The sequence below is a fragment of the Actinomyces sp. oral taxon 169 genome (genome assembly GCF_013394715.1).
Classification (GTDB): Bacteria; Actinomycetota; Actinomycetes; order Actinomycetales; family Actinomycetaceae; genus Actinomyces.
Map to the genome: position 1 here is coordinate 798,859 of NZ_CP058259.1, position 20,666 is coordinate 819,524.

The 20,666-nt window shown below is 70.0% G+C and carries 17 protein-coding genes; 14 read left to right on the forward strand and 3 right to left on the reverse strand.

Annotated elements, in window-relative coordinates; all coding sequences use genetic code 11:
• Positions 1-58 precede the first annotated feature (58 nt).
• The 8 genes from HW274_RS03415 to HW274_RS03450 all read left to right on the forward strand — a co-directional run bounded on the left by HW274_RS03415 (position 59) and on the right by HW274_RS03450 (position 11,326).
• Positions 59-2,569 (forward strand): glycoside hydrolase family 3 protein, encoded by a 2,511-nt coding sequence (locus HW274_RS03415; RefSeq protein ID WP_178385004.1) that lies wholly within the window; start codon positions 59-61, stop codon positions 2,567-2,569.
• A 181-nt stretch (positions 2,570-2,750) separates the two neighbouring features.
• Positions 2,751-3,530 (forward strand): carboxymuconolactone decarboxylase family protein, encoded by a 780-nt coding sequence (locus tag HW274_RS03420; RefSeq protein WP_075254187.1) that lies wholly within the window; start codon positions 2,751-2,753, stop codon positions 3,528-3,530.
• 88 nt (positions 3,531-3,618) lie between these two features.
• Positions 3,619-4,398 carry a S9 family peptidase gene (locus HW274_RS03425; protein ID WP_256692471.1) on the forward strand — a complete coding sequence of 260 codons (780 nt, stop codon included), beginning with the start codon at positions 3,619-3,621 and terminating at the stop codon, positions 4,396-4,398.
• A gap of 99 nt (positions 4,399-4,497) precedes the next feature.
• A complete protein-coding gene (locus HW274_RS03430; RefSeq protein WP_075254185.1) occupies positions 4,498-5,307 on the forward strand; it encodes a class I SAM-dependent methyltransferase in 810 nt (269 codons plus the stop codon).
• Positions 5,308-5,736: 429 nt separating this feature from the next.
• Positions 5,737-7,185, forward strand: a complete 1,449-nt coding sequence (locus HW274_RS03435) for an McrB family protein (protein WP_185989170.1) — start codon at positions 5,737-5,739, stop codon at positions 7,183-7,185.
• The gene (locus HW274_RS03440) at positions 7,182-8,297 is read left to right on the forward strand and encodes a 5-methylcytosine restriction system specificity protein McrC (protein ID WP_185989171.1); all 1,116 of its coding nucleotides are present in this window, start codon (positions 7,182-7,184) and stop codon (positions 8,295-8,297) included. Before HW274_RS03435 ends, HW274_RS03440 begins: the two co-directional genes overlap by 4 nt.
• A 792-nt stretch (positions 8,298-9,089) precedes the next feature.
• A complete protein-coding gene (locus HW274_RS03445) occupies positions 9,090-10,622 on the forward strand; it encodes an alpha-amylase (RefSeq protein WP_185989172.1) in 1,533 nt (510 codons plus the stop codon).
• 110 nt (positions 10,623-10,732) lie between these two features.
• Positions 10,733-11,326 carry a DJ-1 family glyoxalase III gene (locus HW274_RS03450; protein WP_185989173.1) on the forward strand — a complete coding sequence of 198 codons (594 nt, stop codon included), beginning with the start codon at positions 10,733-10,735 and terminating at the stop codon, positions 11,324-11,326.
• Positions 11,327-11,414: 88 nt separating this feature from the next.
• Here HW274_RS03450 and HW274_RS03455 read toward each other — a convergent pair whose 3' ends face one another.
• The 3 genes from HW274_RS03455 to HW274_RS03465 all read right to left on the reverse strand — a co-directional run bounded on the left by HW274_RS03455 (position 11,415) and on the right by HW274_RS03465 (position 14,633).
• Positions 11,415-11,777, reverse strand: coding sequence for an SdpI family protein (locus tag HW274_RS03455; protein ID WP_185989174.1), 363 nt, complete (start codon positions 11,775-11,777; stop codon positions 11,415-11,417).
• Positions 11,778-11,953: 176 nt separating this feature from the next.
• Positions 11,954-12,448 carry a hypothetical protein gene (locus tag HW274_RS03460; protein ID WP_185989175.1) on the reverse strand — a complete coding sequence of 165 codons (495 nt, stop codon included), beginning with the start codon at positions 12,446-12,448 and terminating at the stop codon, positions 11,954-11,956.
• A gap of 73 nt (positions 12,449-12,521) precedes the next feature.
• Positions 12,522-14,633 (reverse strand): PspC domain-containing protein, encoded by a 2,112-nt coding sequence (locus HW274_RS03465; protein ID WP_185989176.1) that lies wholly within the window; start codon positions 14,631-14,633, stop codon positions 12,522-12,524.
• Positions 14,634-14,758: 125 nt separating this feature from the next.
• Between HW274_RS03465 and HW274_RS03470 the strand changes: the two genes are divergently transcribed.
• The 6 genes from HW274_RS03470 to atpB all read left to right on the forward strand — a co-directional run bounded on the left by HW274_RS03470 (position 14,759) and on the right by atpB (position 20,632).
• The gene (locus HW274_RS03470) at positions 14,759-16,126 is read left to right on the forward strand and encodes a PspC domain-containing protein (protein ID WP_396027385.1); all 1,368 of its coding nucleotides are present in this window, start codon (positions 14,759-14,761) and stop codon (positions 16,124-16,126) included.
• An 84-nt stretch (positions 16,127-16,210) separates the two neighbouring features.
• On the forward strand, positions 16,211-16,924 hold the full coding sequence (locus HW274_RS03475) for a response regulator transcription factor (protein WP_185989177.1): 714 nt from the start codon (positions 16,211-16,213) through the stop codon (positions 16,922-16,924).
• A gap of 141 nt (positions 16,925-17,065) precedes the next feature.
• Positions 17,066-17,836: an L-threonylcarbamoyladenylate synthase gene (locus tag HW274_RS03480; protein WP_185989178.1), complete on the forward strand. Its 771-nt coding sequence runs from the start codon at positions 17,066-17,068 to the stop codon at positions 17,834-17,836.
• A complete protein-coding gene (locus tag HW274_RS03485; protein WP_075404660.1) occupies positions 17,833-19,083 on the forward strand; it encodes an MraY family glycosyltransferase in 1,251 nt (416 codons plus the stop codon). Before HW274_RS03480 ends, HW274_RS03485 begins: the two co-directional genes overlap by 4 nt.
• Positions 19,080-19,541 (forward strand): pseudouridine synthase, encoded by a 462-nt coding sequence (locus tag HW274_RS03490; protein ID WP_185989179.1) that lies wholly within the window; start codon positions 19,080-19,082, stop codon positions 19,539-19,541. The genes HW274_RS03485 and HW274_RS03490 overlap by 4 nt, the downstream gene beginning before the upstream one ends.
• 209 nt (positions 19,542-19,750) lie before the next feature.
• Positions 19,751-20,632 carry a F0F1 ATP synthase subunit A gene (atpB, locus tag HW274_RS03495; protein ID WP_185989180.1) on the forward strand — a complete coding sequence of 294 codons (882 nt, stop codon included), beginning with the start codon at positions 19,751-19,753 and terminating at the stop codon, positions 20,630-20,632.
• Positions 20,633-20,666 lie beyond the last annotated feature (34 nt).

Here is a 20,666-nt window from a genome sequence, read left to right on the forward strand (position 1 = left end):
CTCAGTGCGGAGGCCGGCACGTGGCGCTGCCGTCGGCATGACAAGAGGAGATTGCGATATGGAAGCCTACGAGACCGACCACCTGGCCGCCGTCCGCGCTCTCGCCCCTGAGTGCATGGTGCTGCTGCGCTCCAATGGCGCCTTCCCTCTGACCGAGCCGGGCGAGATCGCCCTGTTCGGCTCCGGTGCGCGGCACACCGTCAAGGGCGGAACCGGCAGCGGAGACGTCAACTCCCGCCACGTCACCACCATCGAGGAGGGCCTGGAAGCAGCCGGCTTCACCATCGTCACCCGGCCCTGGCTGGAGGCCTACGACCGTATCCGTCTGCGGGCCCATGAGGACTTCATCGCCGACATCAGGGCCGAGGCCGCCGAGCGCGGCCTCCCCGCCATCATGGTCGGCATGGGCTCGGTCATGCCCGAGCCGGAGTACGCGATCCCCCTCGATATCCCGGCCGGTACAGACCCGCACGCGGCCGTCTACGTCCTGTCCCGAACCTCCGGGGAAGGCAGCGACCGCACCCCCGAGGCCGGAGACCTCAGTCTCACCAACACAGAGATCCGTGACATCCTCGCCCTCAACGAGCGCTTCGAGCGCTTCCTCCTCGTGCTCAACGTGGGCGGCGTCGTCGACCTCAGGCCGCTCGACGACGTTGCCAACATTCTCCTGCTCTCCCAGCTTGGCGCGACCGTCGGCGACGCCTTCGCCGACGTCCTCCTGGGGCGGACCTACCCCTCCGGGAAGCTCGCCACCACCTGGGCCGCCTGGGACGAGGACGACCAGATCGGCGACTTCGGCGACCCGGACGACACCCACTACCGCGAGGGCATCTACGTCGGCTACCGCTTCTACGACTCGACCGGCAAGGAACCGCTCCTCCCCTTCGGATTCGGCCTGGGCTACACGACCTTCGACGTCCAGACCCGCCAGGCGAGCCTCGACGGCGCCCGCGTGAGCATCGACGTCGACGTCACCAACACCGGCGGCTACCCGGGCAAGGAGATCATTCAGGTCTACGCCAGCGTGCCGGCCGGACGCCTCGACCAGCCCCTCCAGGCGCTGGCCGGCTTCACCAAGACCAACGAGATCGCCCCCGGCGCCACGGCACGGATCACCGTCGACGTCGACCTGACTGACCTGGCCTCCTACGACGAGGCTTCCCATGCCACGATCCTGGAGGCCGGCCGCTACCTGTTGCGGGCGGGGACCTCCAGCCGGCAGCTGAGCCCCGTCGCCGTCGTCGAGCTCTCCCAGGATGCAACCGTGCGACATCTGGCCGGTGACCTGGGGGAGCCCGGCTTCACCGACTGGAAGCCCGAGGCTCCGGCGTCCTTCGACATCCCGGCCGGCCTGCCGGTGCTCACCGTCAACCCGGCCGACCTGCGTCTGCCGGACCACGCCGAGACCGATGAGGGTTCCGTGCCGGAGGACCTCAGTGAGGCCCTCGCCCTGGCCCAGGAGTTGTCCGACGACGAGCTCATCTACACCGTCCTGGGCGACTACCGCCGCGGCGAGGAGTCCGGCTCCATCGTCGGGGCCGCCTCCACCACCGTCGTCGGCGCGGCGGGCCAGACCACCACCCGGATCCCCGGCCTGCCCAGCATCATCATGGCCGACGGGCCCGCCGGCTTGCGCCTGGCCCCCACCTACGGCGTCGACGCCGAGGGCCCCTTCTCCCTGGGCGACTCCAGCCTGCCCGCCACCTTCCTCGAGCTCATGGACGACGCCGGACGTGAGGCCCTCGGCATCGCCGATGAGCCACAGCCCCGCGAACTCACCGAGATCCGCGAGCAGTACACCACCGCCATTCCCATCGGCACCGCGCTCGCCCAGTCCTGGAACCCGGCGCTGGCCGAGCGGCTCGGCGACGTCGTCGGGGCCGAGATGGAGCGCTTCGGCATCCACCTCTGGCTCGCCCCCGCCTTCAACCTGCACCGCAGCGTCCTGTGCGGACGCAACTTCGAGTACCTCTCCGAGGACCCGCTGCTGGCCGGACGCCTCGCCGCCGCCATCACCCGCGGGGTCCAGTCCCACCCGGGGCGGGGCGTCACCATCAAGCACCTGGCCTGCAACAACCAGGAGACCAACCGCCTCAACTCCAACAGCCGGGTCAGCCCCAGAGCCCTGCGCGACCTCTACCTGCGCGCCTTCGAGATCTGCGTGCGCCAGGCCCGCCCCGCCGCCGTCATGACCTCCTACAACCTCATCAACGGCGTCCACACCTCCGAGTCGGCCCAGCTGCTCGAGGTGATTCTGCGCCGGGAGTGGGGCTTCGATGGACTGGTCATGACTGACTGGGTCGTCGACGGCATGACCCACAGCGACATGAAGCACCCGCGTGCCTCTGCGGCCGCCACCATCAAGGCAGGCAACGAGCTCTTCATGCCCGGAGGTGAGGCGGACCGGGAGGATCTACTGGTGGCCCTGGAGCGGGGGAGTGCAGGCCATGGGGCGGGTGACCGGACCGCGCCGGAAGACGGGGGCGCGTTCCTGACGCGGAGCGAGCTCGAGAAGCAGGCCGCTCGCGTCATCCGTGCGGCCTGGAGACTCGCAGGCTCCGAGCAGTGACTGCTCGCGGGTGTTGAGGCCGGCCGGCGCTCCGGCGAGGAGCCGGGCGGGATCGGTGCAGTCGGCATCCGTGGGCACGGCGCGTCGAAAGCCGATGGGGGTGAGTGAAAGAACCTATCGTTCGGGCGGTGGACGTGACATGCTCGGGTTGAGCCGCCCGCACTGAATAAGGAGCCCCTCCATGGCGCTGACACCTCAAGCACGTGAGACCTTCACCAGGCTGTTCGGGGTGGAGCCCCAGCCCCACCCCACGGACCCCGAGCTGTTCGACATCCTCCAGAACGGGATCTTCGACGAGGCCTTCTCCACGGGTGTCCTCACCGACGTCGAGCGCGAGCTGCTCACCATCACCGCCCTGACCGCCATGCAGACCCTCCCACAGCTGCAGGCCCACGTGGGAGCCGCCCTCAACATCGGAGCCAGCCCGCTCCAGCTGCGCGAGACCATCTATCAGTGCGCCCCCTACATCGGCTTCCCCAAGACCCTCAACGCCATCGACATCGCCAACGGGGTCTTCGAGGCCAATGGCATCTCTCTGCCCCTGGAGAACGCCGGCACCGTGGATGCCACCGACCCCAGCGCCCGCGAGCAGGCCGGCGCCGTCATCCAAGCCCCGCTGTACGGTAACGAAGTCAAGGAGGTCTTCTCCGCCCTGCCCGAGCCCTTCGACGAGTTCGTACCCCATCTGCTGACCTCCTCCGCCTTCGGCGACTTCGCCACCCGCGGCGGCCTCGACGTCGCCCAGCGCGAGCTCATCAGCCTTGTCGCCATCGCCGCCATCGGCGCCTCCACCCAGCTGCGCCCGCATGTGGCTGGGGCGATCCGGGCCGGCTCCTCCCGCCAGAAGGTGGCCGCCGCCCTGGTGCAGGTCATGCCCTATATCGGAGGCCCCTACGCCCTGTCCGGCCTGGTCCTCGTGGCTCGCTACGACGAGAGCGCCTCCGCAGAGGCCTACCGCTGAGGCTGCGCGTCCTCACCGGCCCCGCGGCCCGTCTACGATGGCCGCCGGGCCGGTTCTCGTTGCCGGCCCCGCACAGCAAGGAGAACACGTGACGACGCAGCCCTACCTCTCACGGCAGGTCACCCTCACCGTCCAGGGGCAGAGGCTCGGGGGACTGGCCTACGTCCCGCGCACGGCGTCGTCGACCCCCGCGCCCCTGGTCATCTGCTGCCATGGCATGGAGGGCTCCCACACCCGCGTCGCCCCCATGGCCCGGCGCTTCGCCGCGGCCGGGGCCGTGGCCATCTGCTTCGACTTCCGCGGGGGCGGCGGCAGCGCCAGCCAGGGCGAGACCACCGCGATGTCGGCCCTCACCGAGCTGGCTGACCTTGAAGCCGTCCTCACTGCCGCCTGCGCCTGGCCGGAGGTCGACGCCTCCCGGGTCGCCCTGTTCGGGCTGAGCCTGGGTGGGGCGGTCGCAGCACTCGCGGCCGCCCGTCACCCGCAGCGGATCACTGCCCTGGCCCTGTGGTACCCGGCTCTGCGGCTGGGGGAGAACCTGCGCACCGCCTTCCGCACGCTGGCGGCCGTGCCCGAGGAGTTCGACTGGGCGGGCACCCGCCTGGGGCGCGCCTACGCCGTCGACGGCTGGAACCTGGAGGTCGGGGCCGAGCTGGCCACCTACCGCCGCCCCGTCCTCATCGTCCACGGGGACCAGGACCGCGCCGTGCCCATCGAGGTCTCCCGAGCCGCCGCGAGCGCCACCCCCGACGCAGAGCTCGTCACCATCCCCGGCGCCGCCCACGGCTTCGGCGACGCCAACTGGGAGGAGGCCATGCGCCGCACGATCGGCTTCCTGGCCTGGAACGGGGTCCTCGAGGAGGACTGAGAGGACTGAGCCGCGCGGCGGACAGCGGGAACGGGCGGCGCAGTCCGTTTTTCTGACAGGGGTGGTTCCTTGAGCCGCAGGCGTCGCAGAATTGACCGCGTGAGCGCACACGAGACAGCAGACCTGACCAGTGTCAGCAAGACGATGCTGTTGACCCTCCACGCCAGGGCTGAGCACACGCTCTCCGAGCGGCCGCGCTTCACCGACCCCGCCGCCGTCGAGCTCGTCTCCCGGCTCGACTACGACTTCACCATGGCCAAGCAGGACCGGCTCATGGCCGACGGCGTCGTGCTGCGCACCCTCACACTCGATCCGCTCGTGGCCGGGTACCTGGACACCCACCCCGGCTGCACGGTGGTCAACATCGCCTGTGGGCTCGACACCCGCTTCCAGCGCCTCGACGATGAGCGCGTCACCTGGTACGACCTCGACCTGCCCGACGTCATCGCGCTGCGACGCCGGCTGCTCGAGGGCGGCGAGCGTCACCGCACCATTGCCGCCTCCGCCCTCGACCCTTCCTGGCCCGACCAGCTGGAGGACATGAGCCGCGACGTGCTTGTCATCATCGAGGGACTGAGCATGTACCTCGAGCAGGAGGAGGTGCGCGCGCTCCTGGACATCATCGCTGCGCGCCTGCCCGGGGCGACCGTCCTCATCGAGGTCATGCCCCGCCTGTTCCAGAAGTACGGCCGGGAGCGCTCAGTGGAGGACGCAGGTGCGCGCTACACCTACGGATGCTCCAGCGCCGCCGAGTTCCGCCGGACGGTGGCCCCCGGCTACACGCTGCTCCACGACGTCCCCTTCACCCGCACCATCGCGCGCTACCACCCCCTGCTCGCGCCCCTGACGCGGCTGCCGCTGGTGGGCAGACTCTCCGAGCGCATCGTGGTACTGCGGGAGCCGGCCTGAGCGCTGGATGGACGCTGGGCCGGTGCTGGGCCGGGCGTTGGGTAAGGACCTGGCTGGTGCCGGTCTGGCACTGATCTGCGCTGGACCGGCGCTGGCCTGGCACTGGTCGGCACTGGACCGACACGAGGACTGGGCGGCCGATCTCGACGGGGACATCCTGCGCGCGGGGGTGCATTCCCTCCCGGTCGGGGACACCCTGCGCGTTGGGGGACAGGAATCCGGTCCCCGACGGCGTCGAACGCCCCCGGCCGCACGGAAACGTCCCCGGCCGGAAGGACACGCACCCGGCCGTGTGGAATGTCCCCGACGGCATCGGATGTCCAGACCCGGAGGTGCACGTACCCGGCTGGTACCGATGGGGTGAGCCGGCACTACTATTCCCCCTGGACGTGCCCGCAGCGCTGCGGGCACGGGCGACGAGGAGGAATCATGAGTGAGCCGATGACGGCGTCGGATAAGGATGCTCAGACGGCCGAGGAGCAGGAGCGCGGCTACTGGCTCTACGTCCCGGGCGAGGGCGCCGGGAAGTGGGAGGAGTTTCGAACGGCCGGGATCATGGCGCTCAACTGGGATCGGATCGGCGACCCCACCAGCTACCCGAACGAGGAAGCCGTCATCGAGGCGCTGGAGGCCGGCTACGGGGACTGGGGAGGCAGGCCGACAGGCGCGGCGGGCATGATCCGGGACATCACCCGCACGATGCGTCCCGGCGACGTCGTCTATGCCCGGCGCAGTCCCACCGAGATCATCGGGCGCGGCATCGTCCGCTCGCAGTTCCGTTACGACGGCGCCCGGCCCGCCTACCGCTGCGTGCGCGACATCGAGTGGACGTATGTCGGTTCCTGGCCGCTCGAGCAGCGGATCGGCAGACTGATGCTGCAACGCCTCACAGAGAACACGAAGTACACACCGGACCAGCTTAACGCACTGATCGGAATCGAGGACTCGCACTCTCCCTCGTCCGTGGACGAGCGGTCCGGGAACAACGATCTCGATGAGGCGGATGAGCATTACACCAGTGCCGACTTCCTGGACGAGGTCTTTCTCAGGCCCGAGGACCTGGAGCAGATGCTCGGGCTACTGCGCCGCAAGAAGAACCTCATCCTCCAGGGCGCTCCGGGCACGGGGAAGACCTTCGCGGCCAAGCGCCTGGCCTACGCTCTCATGGGACAGACGGATGACTCGCGGGTGGAGGTGGTGCAGTTCCACCAGTCGACCGCCTATGAGGATGTCGTCGTCGGGCTGCGCCCTACGGTCGAGGGCGGGTTCGCGGCCGCCGAGGGCGTCTTCGCCAGGTTCTGCCGGCGTGCCGCCGCCGACCCGGGACGGGACTACGTGTTCATCATCGACGAGATCAACCGGGCCAACATCTCCAAGGCCTTCGGCGAGCTGCTCATGCTCATCGAGGCCGAGCACCGTGGGGAGACGCTGCGCCTGCCCGTGTCCGGGGAGCTGCTGTCCGTCCCGAAGCGGCTCCACATCATCGGCATGATGAACACTGCCGACCGGGGACTGGCCCTCATCGACTACGCGCTACGGCGCCGTTTCGCCTTCTTCGAGATGAGGCCAGCCCTCGACCACCCCGGGTTCCTCAGGCACGTTGAGGCCGTGGGCAGCGCGAGGCTGGAGGCGCTGGTCGACGTCGTACGCCGCCTCAACCAGCGGATCGCCGAGGACGAGGCCCTCGGGCCGGGGTTCCAGATCGGACACTCCTACCTGTGCCTGCCTGCGGCCGGCCCTGAGAACCCTGTGGGCACGGATGCTGATGTGACCTCGGTGGTGCGCTACGAGCTGGAGCCACTGGTGCGTGAGTACTGGTTCGACAATCCCGCAGCGATGGATGAGAGCATTCACGAGTTGGAGAGCGTCCTGGTATGACAGCCGCCCTGCCTGGCTGGGCGCGGGACGGGGCTCCCGGCCGACCGCACCAGCGTGGTCCCAGTACCGTCCTGCTCAGGAACATCTACTACATGCTCGCCTACGCCTTCAAGGCGCTGGATACTGGCGAGCATCGGCGCCTGGCGGCCGAGGACTTCGAGCATGTCCACGACATGCTCGCCGCCATCCTGGCCGGTGGGCTGGACAACCAGCGCCGACGCGGTTTCGAGCGGGACTATCAGCCCTTCAGCGAGGACCTGACGGTGGTGCGGGGACGCATCGACCCGGCCGCCACGATGCGCCTGAGGGCGCGTCGCAGGAGCCTGGTGCGCTGCGGCTACGACGAGCGCACCGAGAACACCCTCATGAACCGGCTCCTCAAGACCGCCGCCCTGCGCCTGATCCTGCACGGCGACATCGCCCCGGCCCGTCGGAAGCGCCTGAAGTCCACACTGCTCGTCATGGGTGACGTCGAGGTGATGAGCGCTGGGGACCTGCGCCAGCTGCACTGGGACAGCCTGCGCTTCCACCGCGGTCACCGCTCCTACCGGCTGCTCATGGGCGTGTGCCGACTCGTCCTGAACGAGCGGCTGCTCAGCGGCGCAGACGGCGCAGTCAGCCTCGCCGACTTCCTCGACCCCCAGGAGCTGAGCGCCCTGTACGAGCGCTTCGTCCTGGCCTACTTCCGCCGCCACCACCCCCACTTGCGCCCCGGTGCTCCCTGGGTGAGCGGCGGCATCGAGGACGCCCCGGTCTTCCTCCCGGGGCTGCACACCGATATTGTCCTGACCGGGCCGGAGCGGACCCTCATCATCGACACCAAGTGCTACGGGCGCATCCTCGGCTCCCGCTACGACAGGTCGATCCTGTCCCCGGCCAACCGCAACCAGATCTACAGCTACGTCATGCACGAGGCCAGCGACCCCCGGCAGTCCGGGCGTGAGGTTGCCGGCATGCTGCTCTATGCCCAGACCGCCGTCGATCCGCCGATGCGCGAGACCTGGATCGAGACCGGGCACCGCTTCCACGTGCGCACCCTCGACCTGGACCAGGACTTCACCGAGATCGCCGCACAGCTCGACGACGTCGCCGCCCTGTTCGCGCCAACCTGACCACTCGCGAGTCGCGAGCGCGCCGTTCCGCACTGTCCACATCGCATCCTTCCCTCGGCCGGGGACATCCTGCCCGTGGGGGTGCACTTTTTCCCGGCCGGGGACAAGCTGCGCGTAGGGGGACAGGAATCCGGTCCCCGACGGCGTCGAACGTCCCCGGCCGCGTGGAATGCCCCCGGCCGTCACCGCGTGTTGGCGACTGAAAGGCACGGGATGGGTACCGACGACGCCGGTGTCCACAAGGGCGACTGTCTTGCCGCGGAATCCCCGTGTTGTGGAGTCCGAGAAGGGCTGCTGGCGCCCGTTGGCATGATGGGTGATGCCTCCCATGGCATCTTCTCCCGGAACAGTCATGTCCTTGCCGGGGAGGAAGGAGCCGGGAGGAGATGAGGGCCGTGTCCAAGCCGACAGGACGACGCGCAGAAGTCCGCAAGGGCAAGGTAACGGCCCGGAAGGTGAGCGAAGTCTTGACCGCTGTCGCTCGCCTGATCCGGGCCGTCGGTGTCCTTGTGGATGCCCTCAGCACGTGGATCGGCTAGGCCGTTCCCTTGCGAGGGGAGTCGCCCGGCTAGCACCCGGGTGGCTCCCCACCATTATGAGGCCGCCCATCCGCACTGTCCACATCGCATCCTTCCTTCGGCCGGGGACATCCTGCGCGTGGGGGTGCACTTTCTCCCGGCCGGGGACGAGCTGCGCGTAGGGGGACAGGAATCCGGTCCCCGACGGCGTCGAACGCCCCCGGCCGCACAGAAATGTCCCCGCCCGCGGGGGAGGACTGGCAGCATCGGAACCGTGACCGAGAACCACGCCCAGCCCAGCCCCGCCAATCCGGACGACGTCGTCAACCCCCTCCTGCTCCAGGCCTTCGCCTGGGACCTTCCCGCCGACTCCACCCACTGGCGCCTCCTGGCGGACAACGCCGCCCTCCTGGCCGACTGCGGAGTGAGCTCGGTGTGGCTGCCGCCCGCCTACAAGGGACAGGCCGGCGTGGAGGACGTCGGCTACGGCGTCTACGACACCTACGACCTGGGCGAGTTCGACCAGAAGGGCACCGTCCCCACCAAGTACGGCACCAAGGAGGACTACCTCGCCGCCATCGAGGCCCTGCACGCGGCCGGAATCAGCGTCGTGGCGGACATCGTCCTCAACCACCGCATGGGCGGGGACACCACCGAGGTCGTGCGCGCCACGCCCGTCGACCCCCACGACCGCACGCGCACCATCGGTGAGGCCGAGGAGATCACCGCCTGGACCCGCTACACCTTCCCGGGGCGCGCCGGCGCCCACTCGGACTTCACCTGGGACTGGACCTGCTTCCACGGCACCGACTGGGATGAGGCCCGCCACCAGCAGGGCGTCTGGCTCTTCGAGGGCAAGCAGTGGAACGAGAACGTCAACGACGAGCTCGGCAACTACGACTACCTCATGGGTTCGGACGTCCACGTCATCGACCCCGCCGTCAGCGCCGAGATGGACCGCTGGGGGCGCTGGTACGTGGAGACCACCGGCGTCGACGGCCTGCGCCTGGACGCCCTCAAGCATGTCGGCGCCGACTTCTTCGCCCGTTGGCTGCCTGAGCTGCGCCGCGCCACCGGCCGCACCCTGCCGGCCGTGGGCGAGTACTGGTCCCGCGACGTCGCCGAGCTGGAGGGCTACCTGGAGGCCGTGCCCTTCATGAGCCTGTTCGACGTCCCCCTCCACTTCCACCTGCACGCCGCCTCCACCTCCAACGGCGACGTCGACCTGACCCGCCTCTTCGAGGGCACTCTCGTGGCCGCCGACCCCACTCGCGCCGTGACCTTCGTGGAGAACCATGACACCCAGCCGGGCCAGTCCCTGGCCTCCACCATCGAGTCCTGGTTCAAGCCCTCGGCCTACGCCCTCATCCTGCTGTGCGAGGCTGGAACCCCCTGCGTCTTCTGGGGCGACCTGTTCGGCACCCCCGAGACCGGCGACCTGCCGGCCGTCACCGAGCTGCCGCTGCTCATGACCATGCGACGCGCCCTGGCCCACGGCCCCCAGCACGATGCTCTCGACGACCCCGACGTCGTCGGCTTCGCGCGCGAGGGCGACGAGGCCCACCCCGGCTCCGGGCTCGCCGTCGTCCTGTCCGACCGCAGGGCCGCCACCAAGCGTCTCCATGTCGGGGCGCGGCACGCCGGCGAGCAGTGGATCTGCGTCCTGGGCGGGCACGAGCTGGTCACCATTGCCGACGACGGCAACGTGGAACTGCCCGTCTCCGACGGCGGCCTGAGCGTCTACGCCCCCGAGGCGGCCCGGCCGATCCTGGACAGCGCCGAGCAGCACCTCCTGCGCCAGCGCTGAGGATCGCCCCAAGGGCCGGGGAGCTGCGGTGTCCTTCACGCCCGGCGTCACGGGCGCGTAGGGTGGTGGCGCCAGCCGCACTGACCTGAGCCGACCTTCCTGGAGGAGACATGCCCGCTTTCCACGCGCCCACCGACCAGAGGACCGACAAGGCCGTCGCCGTGTTCATCGCCCCCGGGCTGGAGGAGGTCGAGGCGCTGGCGACCGTGGACATCCTCTTCCGCGCCGGCATCCCCACGACGATGATCTCCGTGACCCCCGAGCCGGCCGTCGTCTCCTCCCACAACATCGTCGTCACCTGCGACCTCGCCCTGTCCGAGGCGAACCTGGATGACTACGACATGCTCGTCCTGCCCGGTGGCATTCCCGGCACCCCCAACCTCAAGGCCATCGATCCCCTCATGGCCGCGGTCACCGAGCGGGTGCGCGCCGGCCGGCCCGTGGCCGCCATCTGCGCCGCCCCCTCGATCCTGGCCGAGCTGGGCCTGCTCGAGGGCCGCCAGGCGACGTCGAACCCCGGCTTCATGAGTGTGCTCGCCGAGCACGGTGCGCAGGTCAGCCAGGCCGCCGTTGTGGCCGACGGCCCCGTCATCACCTCCCGCGGCATGGGTACCGCCATCGACTTCGGGCTGGAGATCGTGCGCCACTACCTGGGCGAGGAGGCCGTCGACGACGTCAAGGCCAAGATCGTCTACCAGGGCTGAGCACTCGCCCCGGACTCCGACCGGCTCCGACCACCCCCGACCGGCTCCCTCACCAACGTCGCTGAGTGGGGGAGCCGACCTATGCGCTCTACGTCAGCTCCGCGGCGCACCTGCGGGCCTGAACGTGAAGGAACGCGATACCGGCAGCCGTCTGAACCAGCATGATGGCCATGGGGACCAGGATCGAGATCGTGTCATGCAGGACCGCCTGAATGGCGAAGAGGACAGCCGAGTCGAGGAGGACCACGCCCAGTCCCATAGTTGCCGCCGCGCACCGGGCCTGCATCGTGTACCAGTTCTCCTCCGAGCGCAGCGCGATCTCGTTGCGCACTCCCGCCCACGAGTTCGGCGGAAGCCTGCGCTGCGCCATCCGGCGCCCCAACACTACGAGCAGAATGCCGGTCACGCTCAGGATCAGGCTCATGAGTACGGAGCATGCTGTCTCAACCATCGATGTCCCTCGTCATCCGTCGCAGTGGTGGAGGTTCTCGGTCCCGGTGAGTTCTCTTCGAATAGTACGCCGCGAGGACGCACGGTGATGCTCGCGGACTCACCATGGAGGTGCAGTCGGCGGGCCCTGAGGTGCGTCCTCGCGGCTCGATGTGGCGAATATGTGGTGAATGCGGATCAGGACTTCTTGCTGCTGCGGCGCCCCTTGGGGATGAGAGCGACGACCACGAGCAGACCTCCTAGGCCCGCCAGGCAGGCGATGGCCGTCGTCGTGAAGTCGAAGCGCAGCCCCAGGCCCGCCGCGATGAGCAGCCCACCCACCAGGAGCAGGAAGGCCCCCCACAGGAGAGTCGAGCCCTTGATGTCCTGGGGTGCCTGCGGGCGGTCCCGGTCAGTGACCGTCCCGGCGCTCCACACCGGACTCGACGACGACGTGGGCGGCGAGCCCGCGGAGGCATTCTCCGCGCCGGCGTCCTGAGAGGCGGGCAGTGGCATGGTGACCGGCTGAGTCTCCGGCTCAGCTGCTGGCTCCGCCGCGGGCTGGGTCGCCGGTGGGGTTAACGGCTGGGTGTCTCCGGCGGCCGGGAAGGGCCTGGTGGCGTCCTCGCCGGTCGCCTCGGTGCTGGTGCTGCCGACGTCGTCGGGCGACGTCGTGGAAGAGGTGCTGTTCATGAGAGTCTCCTTGGGTGGGCCCGGGACGTGCCGGGGAAGAGTTCTGGTGGCTGAGGCCGGTGTGCCGGCGCGATCAGCCGGCTGTTGGACTGGCCGTGGCGGACTGCTTGGTGGGAGTCGGGGACGGTGTCGGTGTTGCTGATCCGGAGGGACTCGGGCTCGCACTGGGCTGCGCGGCGCCCTGCCCAGACAGGGTCCTTTGCACGCAAGAGTCGTAGGAGGCGCGCTCCTTGGAAGTCAGGTCGGACAGGTTGTCCCAGCCGGCGCCCTCGCTGCGGTCGCCCTCGTCCACGCTCTCGTGGGCCGTGCGGATGCAGGTCTCAGCGTCCTTGGCTGTGATGGCCTGGTGGTTCATACCCGGAACCGGCAGGTCGTCGCCGTGGGCATCGCCCTTCTCGTCGAACCACATGCTGACGATCCACACGGGCTCCTCGACGTTGCCGTACCAGGAGACGGTGTTGCTGCGCTCCTCGATGTTGATCGTCCCGGTGTCCACCGAGGCGTTGATGGTGATCCGCGGCCGCCCGTCATCGCTGTTGGGGGAGGCCAGGGTGCGTTTGATGTTCAGGCCGCCGCTGGAGCTGCTGTAAGCGGGGATGGTCTTGCCAGTCACGTCATAGGTGCGTGGGCCGTCGTCGTCCTGATCCATCTGGCGGCCGTTGACGGTCCAGGCCCGGGCGACTTGTGAGTCGATCGCTCCCATGTCGACGTCGGTCCTGACCTCCACCCGCTGGTCGGTGTCGGTCTTGATGCGGAGGGTCCCGACGTCGAGGTGGGCGGTGATGGTGGAGAGCTTGCCGGCCTCCGTGGCGGGCATGCCGCGCAGATCCAGGGTGAGGTCACCAATGTCCTTGTTGCGGGTGACGCTGCCACCGCTGGCCGACGCCGTCAGCTCCTGCCAGGTCACCGTGCTTGAGGAGGCGGTGGTCGCGTTCCTGAGGGTCTCGAAGGGCATGCGGGCCAGGCTCGTGGGGACGATCGAGGCGGTGGCCAGAGCGGGGATCGCAACGACGAACAGGACCGGCCAGCCCAGCACCGTCATCCATCCTCCGTGCCGACGACGCAGGCCACTGACGACGATGCCCGCTCCCAGGAGGGCGACCAGGATGCCGATGAGGATGAACTGGCCCTGGAGCAGACCCAGGTGGTGGGTCGCCGTCGCGTACCAGACGCCCGCCGCGGTCAGGAGTCCCAGGCCCAGGACCGCCAGCGACAGCGAGGAGCCGGGGCCGGGACGGCGCGGGCGCCGCGCCGGGCGGGTCGGTACGGGCGGCTGCTGGTAGGACGGGTACTGCCGGTAGGAGCGGCTCTGCCAGCTCGGGCCGCCGGCCGGCTGGTTGAAGGCCGGGGCGCCGGAGCCGGGCGTCGAGGAGTCCCAGGCCGATGCGGAGCCCGCCGCCGGGGTGAAGCCCCCGGCCTGACCCGCCGGACCGGCCTGGCTGCCGGGGCGGCTCCCCGGTGCCTGCGCGGCGCCGGCAGGGTAGGTCTGCCAGGGCTGGGGTCCCCGATGGCCTCGAGCGGCCTTCCGGTTCGCGCTCCGGTTCTGGGCGCTGCGGATGAGGAAGACGATGGCCAGGACGATCAGCCCCAACCAGAACAGGGGCCACAGGGCGGCGGCGATCCCCGCGGTGCCCGCCTCATGGACGTACCAGTTGGGGATGAAACCGCTACCGAATGTCGACATACCGATGATCGTCATCCCGATGGCGCCCGCCAGGCCCGCGTTGAAACGGCCGGAGAGGGCCTCCTCCAGATGGATGCGACCATCGGACTCCTCGGGCAGGAGGGCCCAGGCCAGGCCGTAAAGGACCAGCCCGACACCGGCGAAGAGCGAGAGCACCACCCACACGCAACGCACCAGGGTGGGGTCCAGGTCAAAGCGGTGGGCCACGCCACCGGCCACGCCCGCGATCCAGCGCTCGTTGGTGCGCATGAGGCCCGAGCCGCGCAGGGAGTCGAAGAAGCGGTGAGTCGAACCGCCCTGAGGCCCGGGCTGGGGGCCGCCGTACTGCTGGAAGGAGGGCTCGGGGCCCGGCTGCGAGCCGTACGGCGGACTCTGCCGGGAATCGCGCTGGGCGCCGTCAGCATCCTGTGTGTTGGAAGAGGGGAAGGATGCGGAGGAGTCAGAGGAATCGGAACCGGTGGGGGAACCACCGTCAGACGGGGAGGCGGGCTTGTCGTTCATGTCAACAATTCTTCGCGTCCGTGGCCTGCGGCACGATCAGGGGAACCCCTGAATGATCCCGGATTGTCCCCCCAATCCCCCGGGGGACCATCGGATCGGCGACCCCGACGTGCCACGATGGTGCCATGACGACAGCTCAGCAGCGGGGTACGCAGCCCGGGCCGACCGCCGGCGGGCCCGCGTACTCCTGGAGCCCCCCGCGCCAGCTGCGGCGACGCCCCCCTCTGCGCCGCCTGCCCCACCAGCTGGGGCCGGCACCGGCCGACCTGTCCGTCGAGGCCGCCCGTATGCGCCGCCCCGCCCGCATCGCCGGCGTCTGCGCGGGACTGAGTCTCCACCTGGGCATCCCCGTGCGATACATCCGCGCGCTCATGGTCGTCCTGGCCCTCGGCGGCGGTGCAGGAGCCCTGCTTTACGCCCTGCTGTGGGTGACCCTCCCCGGGGAGAACGGGCCATCAGGTGAGACTCCCGTCTCGGTGGTCTCCCGTGCCCGTCTGGCGGCTCGCCTCAGGAGTGGGAGAGGTACCGCAGGGTCTCGGGCCGACGGTGGAGCCCCCCTGGGCCTGTCGCAGACGGTCCTCGACGGCGGCGCACTCCTCCTGGCGGCCCTGTTCCTGGCCGCCTGGCGTTTCGGGCTGCTGGACCGGATCGGTGCGGTGGGAGTCATCGTCGTCGTCATCGCCGGGGCGGCCCTGGCCTGGTCGCAGATGGACAACCTGGTCGGCCCGGACCGCAACCTGAGCGCTGTCCTGCGGGTGGCGGGCGGGGTGTGCCTGGCCGTCGTCGGCATCCTGGTGTGGGTGGCCGCCGACAGCACCCCCTACAAGCTCATCTCCGGGCTCCTCACCGGAGGGGCGCTCGTGGTGGGCATCGGCGTGGTCCTGGCGCCCCTGTGGTTGCGGACCAACCGGGCCCTGGCCGATACCCGCGCCGCCGAGATCCGTGAGGCCGAGCGGGCCGACATCGCCGCCCACCTGCACGACTCCGTCCTCCAGACCCTCACCCTCATCCGCAAGCGCGCCGACGAGCCCGAGACAGTGGCCCGCCTGGCCCGCTCCCAGGAGCGCGAGCTGCGCGCCTGGCTCTACACCGACCGCCCCGCACCGGGCACCTCCGTGGCCGACGCCTTCACCGACCTGGCCGGCGAGATCGAGGACCGCTACGGCGTGGCCGTCGACGCCGTGTGCGTCGGCGACCGGGCCCCCGACCGCGACACCGAGGTCATCGTCGCCGCCGCCCGCGAGGCCCTGTCCAACGCGGTGCGCCACGGCGCCCCGCCGGTCTCCCTCTACGTCGAGGCCGGCGAGGAGGGGCTGGAGGTGTTCGTGCGCGATCACGGCCCCGGCTTCGACCTCGACGCCATCGCCGAGGACCGCCACGGCGTGCGCGAGTCCATCATCGCCCGCATGGAGCGCCACGGCGGCAGCGCCCGGGTGCGCCGCATGTCCACCGGCACCGAGGTGGCGCTGACTCTCCCCGTGCGCGCCCACTGAGCCGTCTATCGTTGCTGTGTCTCCTTGGGCCGCGCCCGGCCCCTCGCTCCTCGACCACCCCACGTCACCACCAGGAAGACCCTCATGGCTGACACAACCGCCGGTACCACCACAGACCACCACCAGCCCGCCGATGCGAGCGCGTCCCTGCGGGTCCTGGTCGTCGACGACCACGCCCTGGTCCGCTCCGGGGTGCGCTCCGAGCTGACCGCCCACGCCCCCGACCTGGACGTCATCGCCGAGGCCGACGACGTCGAGGGCGCCATCGCCGCCGTCCACGCCCTGCGGCCCGACGTCGTTCTGCTCGACGTCCACCTGCCCGGCGGCAACGGCGGGGGAGGGGCCGAGGTTGTCGCCTCCTGCCACGACGTCCCCGAGACGCGCTTCTTGGCCCTGAGCGTCTCGGACGCCAGCGACGACGTCGTCGGCGTCATCCGGGCCGGCGCCCGCGGCTACGTCACCAAGGCGATCTCCACCGAGGACCTGGCCCAGGCCGTGCGGCGCGTGGCCGCCGGAGACGCCGCCTTCTCCCCGCGCCTGGCCGGATTCGTCCTGGACGCCTTCGGTGCCGGAGCGGGCGAGGTGGCCGTGGCCGACACCGAGCTCGACCGCCTCTCAGCGCGCGAGCGGGAGGTTATGCGGCTCATCGCCCGCGGCTACACCTACAAGGAGTGCGCCTCCGAGCTGTTCATCTCGGTCAAGACCGTCGAGACCCACGTCTCCGCGGTCCTGCGCAAGCTCCAGCTGTCCAACCGCAACGAGCTCACCCGCTGGGCCGTGGCCCGCCGCATCGTGTAGGGACCGACGTCGTCCCGGGCCCGTCCCGGGAGCGGACCGGGGGATACGCAGGTGAGGGGAGACCCGCTCAGATGACGGTCCGGCATCGCGTCCGGGCCCACACCTCCGCACTGTCCCGTCACCGGCCCGATCCGTGGCAGGATGCGGGACGTGAGCCACCCCCCGCAGCCCTCCGCGAGCACCGCTCATCCCCACCCCGCCCCCCTCCAACCGGCCTGCGAGCACCTGCGCGCAGGCGGGCTCGTCATCCTGCCCACGGACACCGTCTACGGCATCGGCTGCAACGCCGCCGACGCCGGGGCCGTCGAGCGGCTGCTGGCCGCCAAGGGACGCGGACGCCAGATGCCCCCTCCGGTCCTCGTGGCCGACCCCGCCGACCTGACCGGGCTCGTCGCCCAGGTTCCCGAGGCCGCCCGAGCCCTCATGGAGGCCTTCTGGCCCGGTGCGCTGACCCTCATCCTGGAGGCCGACGAGACCCTGACCTGGGACCTGGGGGAGACCGGCGGCACCCTCGCCGTGCGCATGCCCGCCCACGAGCTCGCCCTGAACCTCCTGCGCCGCAGCGGCCCGCTGGCCGTCACCTCCGCCAACCCCACCGGCGCCCCGCCCGCCACCGACGCGGCCTCCGCCAGGGCCGCCTTCCCCGGCCGGGTCCGGGGCACCGAAGAGCTCGTGCTGGGTAGTGCAGGCGCAGGCGCCGTCCGGCGTGAGGACATTCTGCTGCTCGACGGCGGAGCCACCCCCGGACCGGTTCCCTCCACCATCGTCACCCTCGCCGGGGAGCACGCCCGCGCCCCCAGGATCCTGCGCCAGGGGGTCCTGGCGCCCGCGGACCTGGAACGAGTGGCCGGCGTCGCCCTGTACGAGGGGACGGCAGAGGCCGTGCGCGGCAGGACGGAGGCGGGCGCGTGAAGGTCTACCTCCTGGTCATGGCCATTGCTGCGGCGACCACCTACGTGGCCGTGCCGATCATCCGGCACGTCGCCCTGGTGGGTAACGCGTTGACCCCCGTGCGAGCCCGCGACGTCCACTCCACGCCCATCCCGCGCCTGGGCGGCGTGGCCATGTTCTTCGGCCTGTTCTCCGCGATCTCCGTGGCCTCCACCATCCCCTACCTCTCCGATGTCATCGACTCCAGTGCCTGGGCGGTGGTCCTGGGGGCGGGACTGGTGTGCCTGCTCGGCGTCGTCGACGACCTGTGGGAGCTGGACTGGATGACCAAGCTCGCCGGCCAGATCCTGGCTGCCGGCGTCATGGCCTGGCAGGGCGTCCAGCTCCTCACCTTCCCCGTGGCGGGGCTGACGATCGGCTCCTCGCGCCTGTCCCTCATCTCCACCGTCATCGTCGTGGTGGCCGCCATCAACGCCGTCAACTTCGTCGACGGGCTCGACGGGCTGGCGGCCGGCATCATCGGGATCGGCTCGACCGCCTTCTTCCTGTACACCTACGTCCTGACCCGCGCCACGAGCCCGGGCTCCTACAGCTCCCTGGCCGCCACCATCGTCGCCGCGCTCATCGGCGTGTGCGTGGGCTTCCTGCCCCACAACTTCAACCCCGCCACCATCTTCATGGGCGACTCCGGGGCGATGCAGCTGGGACTGGTCTCGGCCGCCTCCACCATCATCGTCACCGGGCAGATCGACCCCGGCAGCTTCGACGGCTCGCGCGCCCTGCCCGCCTTCATGCCGATCCTCCTGCCGCTGGCAGTCCTCCTGCTGCCCCTGACCGACATGATGATGGCGATCGTGCGCCGCACCCGGAAGGGGCTGAGCCCCACCCACCCCGACCGCATGCACATGCACCACCGGCTCCTGGCCGCCGGGCACTCCCACCGCCGCGCGGTGCTGGTCATGTACCTGTGGGCGGCGGTCGCCTCCTTCCCCGTGGCCGCCATGGCCTTCTTCCCCCTGCCCTGGGTGCTGGCGGGACTCGCCCTCGCAGTGCTGTTCGCCTTCGTCGTCACCGTCGACCTCATGCCCGGGGTGCGCCACGGCCTGCGCTCGGCGCTGCGCCGTCGCCAGGACCGCCAGGAGCAGCGGATCGTCATCTCCCGCAATGTCTCGGGAACCGGCGAGGTGACGCGCCCGGCCGAGGGGCAGGCGCCGCAGGGGAACGCCCTGCAGGCATCGCCCGGCCCCTCTGAAAGGACTCGGCAGTGAGCCAGACGCCTCCCACGAACGCCCGCACACTGTGCCAGGCCTCTGCGAGGCTGCGCCGGATCCTCGTCGTGGCCGCCGTGCTTCTGGTGGTCGGTGAGGCCCTGTGGTGCCTCATCGGCGGAGCCCGCGGTGCCGTGGACCGGCCGCTGGGCACGCTGCCGGCCGCAGCGGCGGCCACGACGCTGCTCCTGGCGGCGACCTGGTGGTTTCTGGACCGCATGGTCCACTCCGATACGGGGGGCCTGGTGGTCTGGGTGGCCGGCGGATACCTGGGGAAGATCGCGCTCCTGGCGGTTGGGCTCCTGGGAGGCAGAGCCCTGGGATGCGATATGAGAGTGATTGGGGTCTCACTCATTGTGGCGATCCTGGTGGGCATGTTCGCCGAGGCGACCGTCCTGGCACAGGCGCGAATCCTTGCGGTGGAGCCGAAGAGCAGGGATTCAGTGGGCCGTACATAGTCAGCGGGTGGGGCTGGTTGTTGGGGCGGGTGGCTGCAATAGGCCACCACGAGGTGTCCCGTTGGCTTCGTGAGGTCCCTGTGAGGCGCTAGCATGGCCCGTGATTAGTAGGCCTGTGCGGACAGGCCTCGAAGCGTGAGAGACATTGGGAGGATCTCCTGTCCACCAACACCGTCACCGAGAACGGCACGGCAGCCGGCGACGTCGCCGTGCCGCGGACGGCTGACGCCAAGCCGTTCACCAAACCGCTGTGGTACTGGGTGCTCCTGGTCGTCCTGGTCGCTGTCATCGCACTGACTGCGGTGCCCGCCTTCACTGTCACGGGGGGGCACAAGCTTCAGCAGCCCGGTGCTGAGGACTTCTTCCCCGGGGCGATCTTCGGTGAGGGAACTCTCCTGGAGTTCAACCGGCTCACTCTCGTCCGCGTCGTTATGGGGGTTGCTCTTTGCCTGATGGTGGGCGTGGTCGCCAGCCGGATCAAGATCGTCCCCGGGCGCGGCCAGGCCCTGCTGGAGATCGTCGCCGACTTCGTGCGCAGCAATGTGGCCTTCACGCTTCTGGGCAACAAGAACGGCCGCCGCTTCGCCCCGCTGCTGGGAACCCTCTTCCTGGGCGTGCTCGCCATGAACCTCGCCGGCGTCATCCCCGGCCTCAACATCGCCGCCTCCTCGGTGGTGGCCGTCCCCATGGTGTTCGCCGCCCTGACCTATGTCACTTTCATCGGCGCCGGCATCAGGGAACAGGGGGTCGGGCACTTCTTCGCCTCCCAGCTCATGCCGCCGGGCCTGCCCAAGGTGATGTACCTGCTCATCACCCCCATCGAGTTCCTCTCGAACTTCATTGTGCGGCCGGTGACGCTCACCCTGCGTCTGCTGTGCAACATGGTCTCCGGGCACATGCTGCTCGGCATGACCTTCTTCGGCACTACCAGCCTGCTCCTGCACCTCCAGGCATCCTCAACGATCAGCCTCCTGACCGGCGCGTCCATGATCGTGATGACCTTGTTCGAGGTCTTCGTCGCGGTCCTGCAGGCCTACATCTTCACCATCCTCAGTGCCGTCTACATCAAGCTCTCCATCGAGGCTCACTAGACGTCACGGTGCGTCGCCTCAAGCCTCTTTCCAT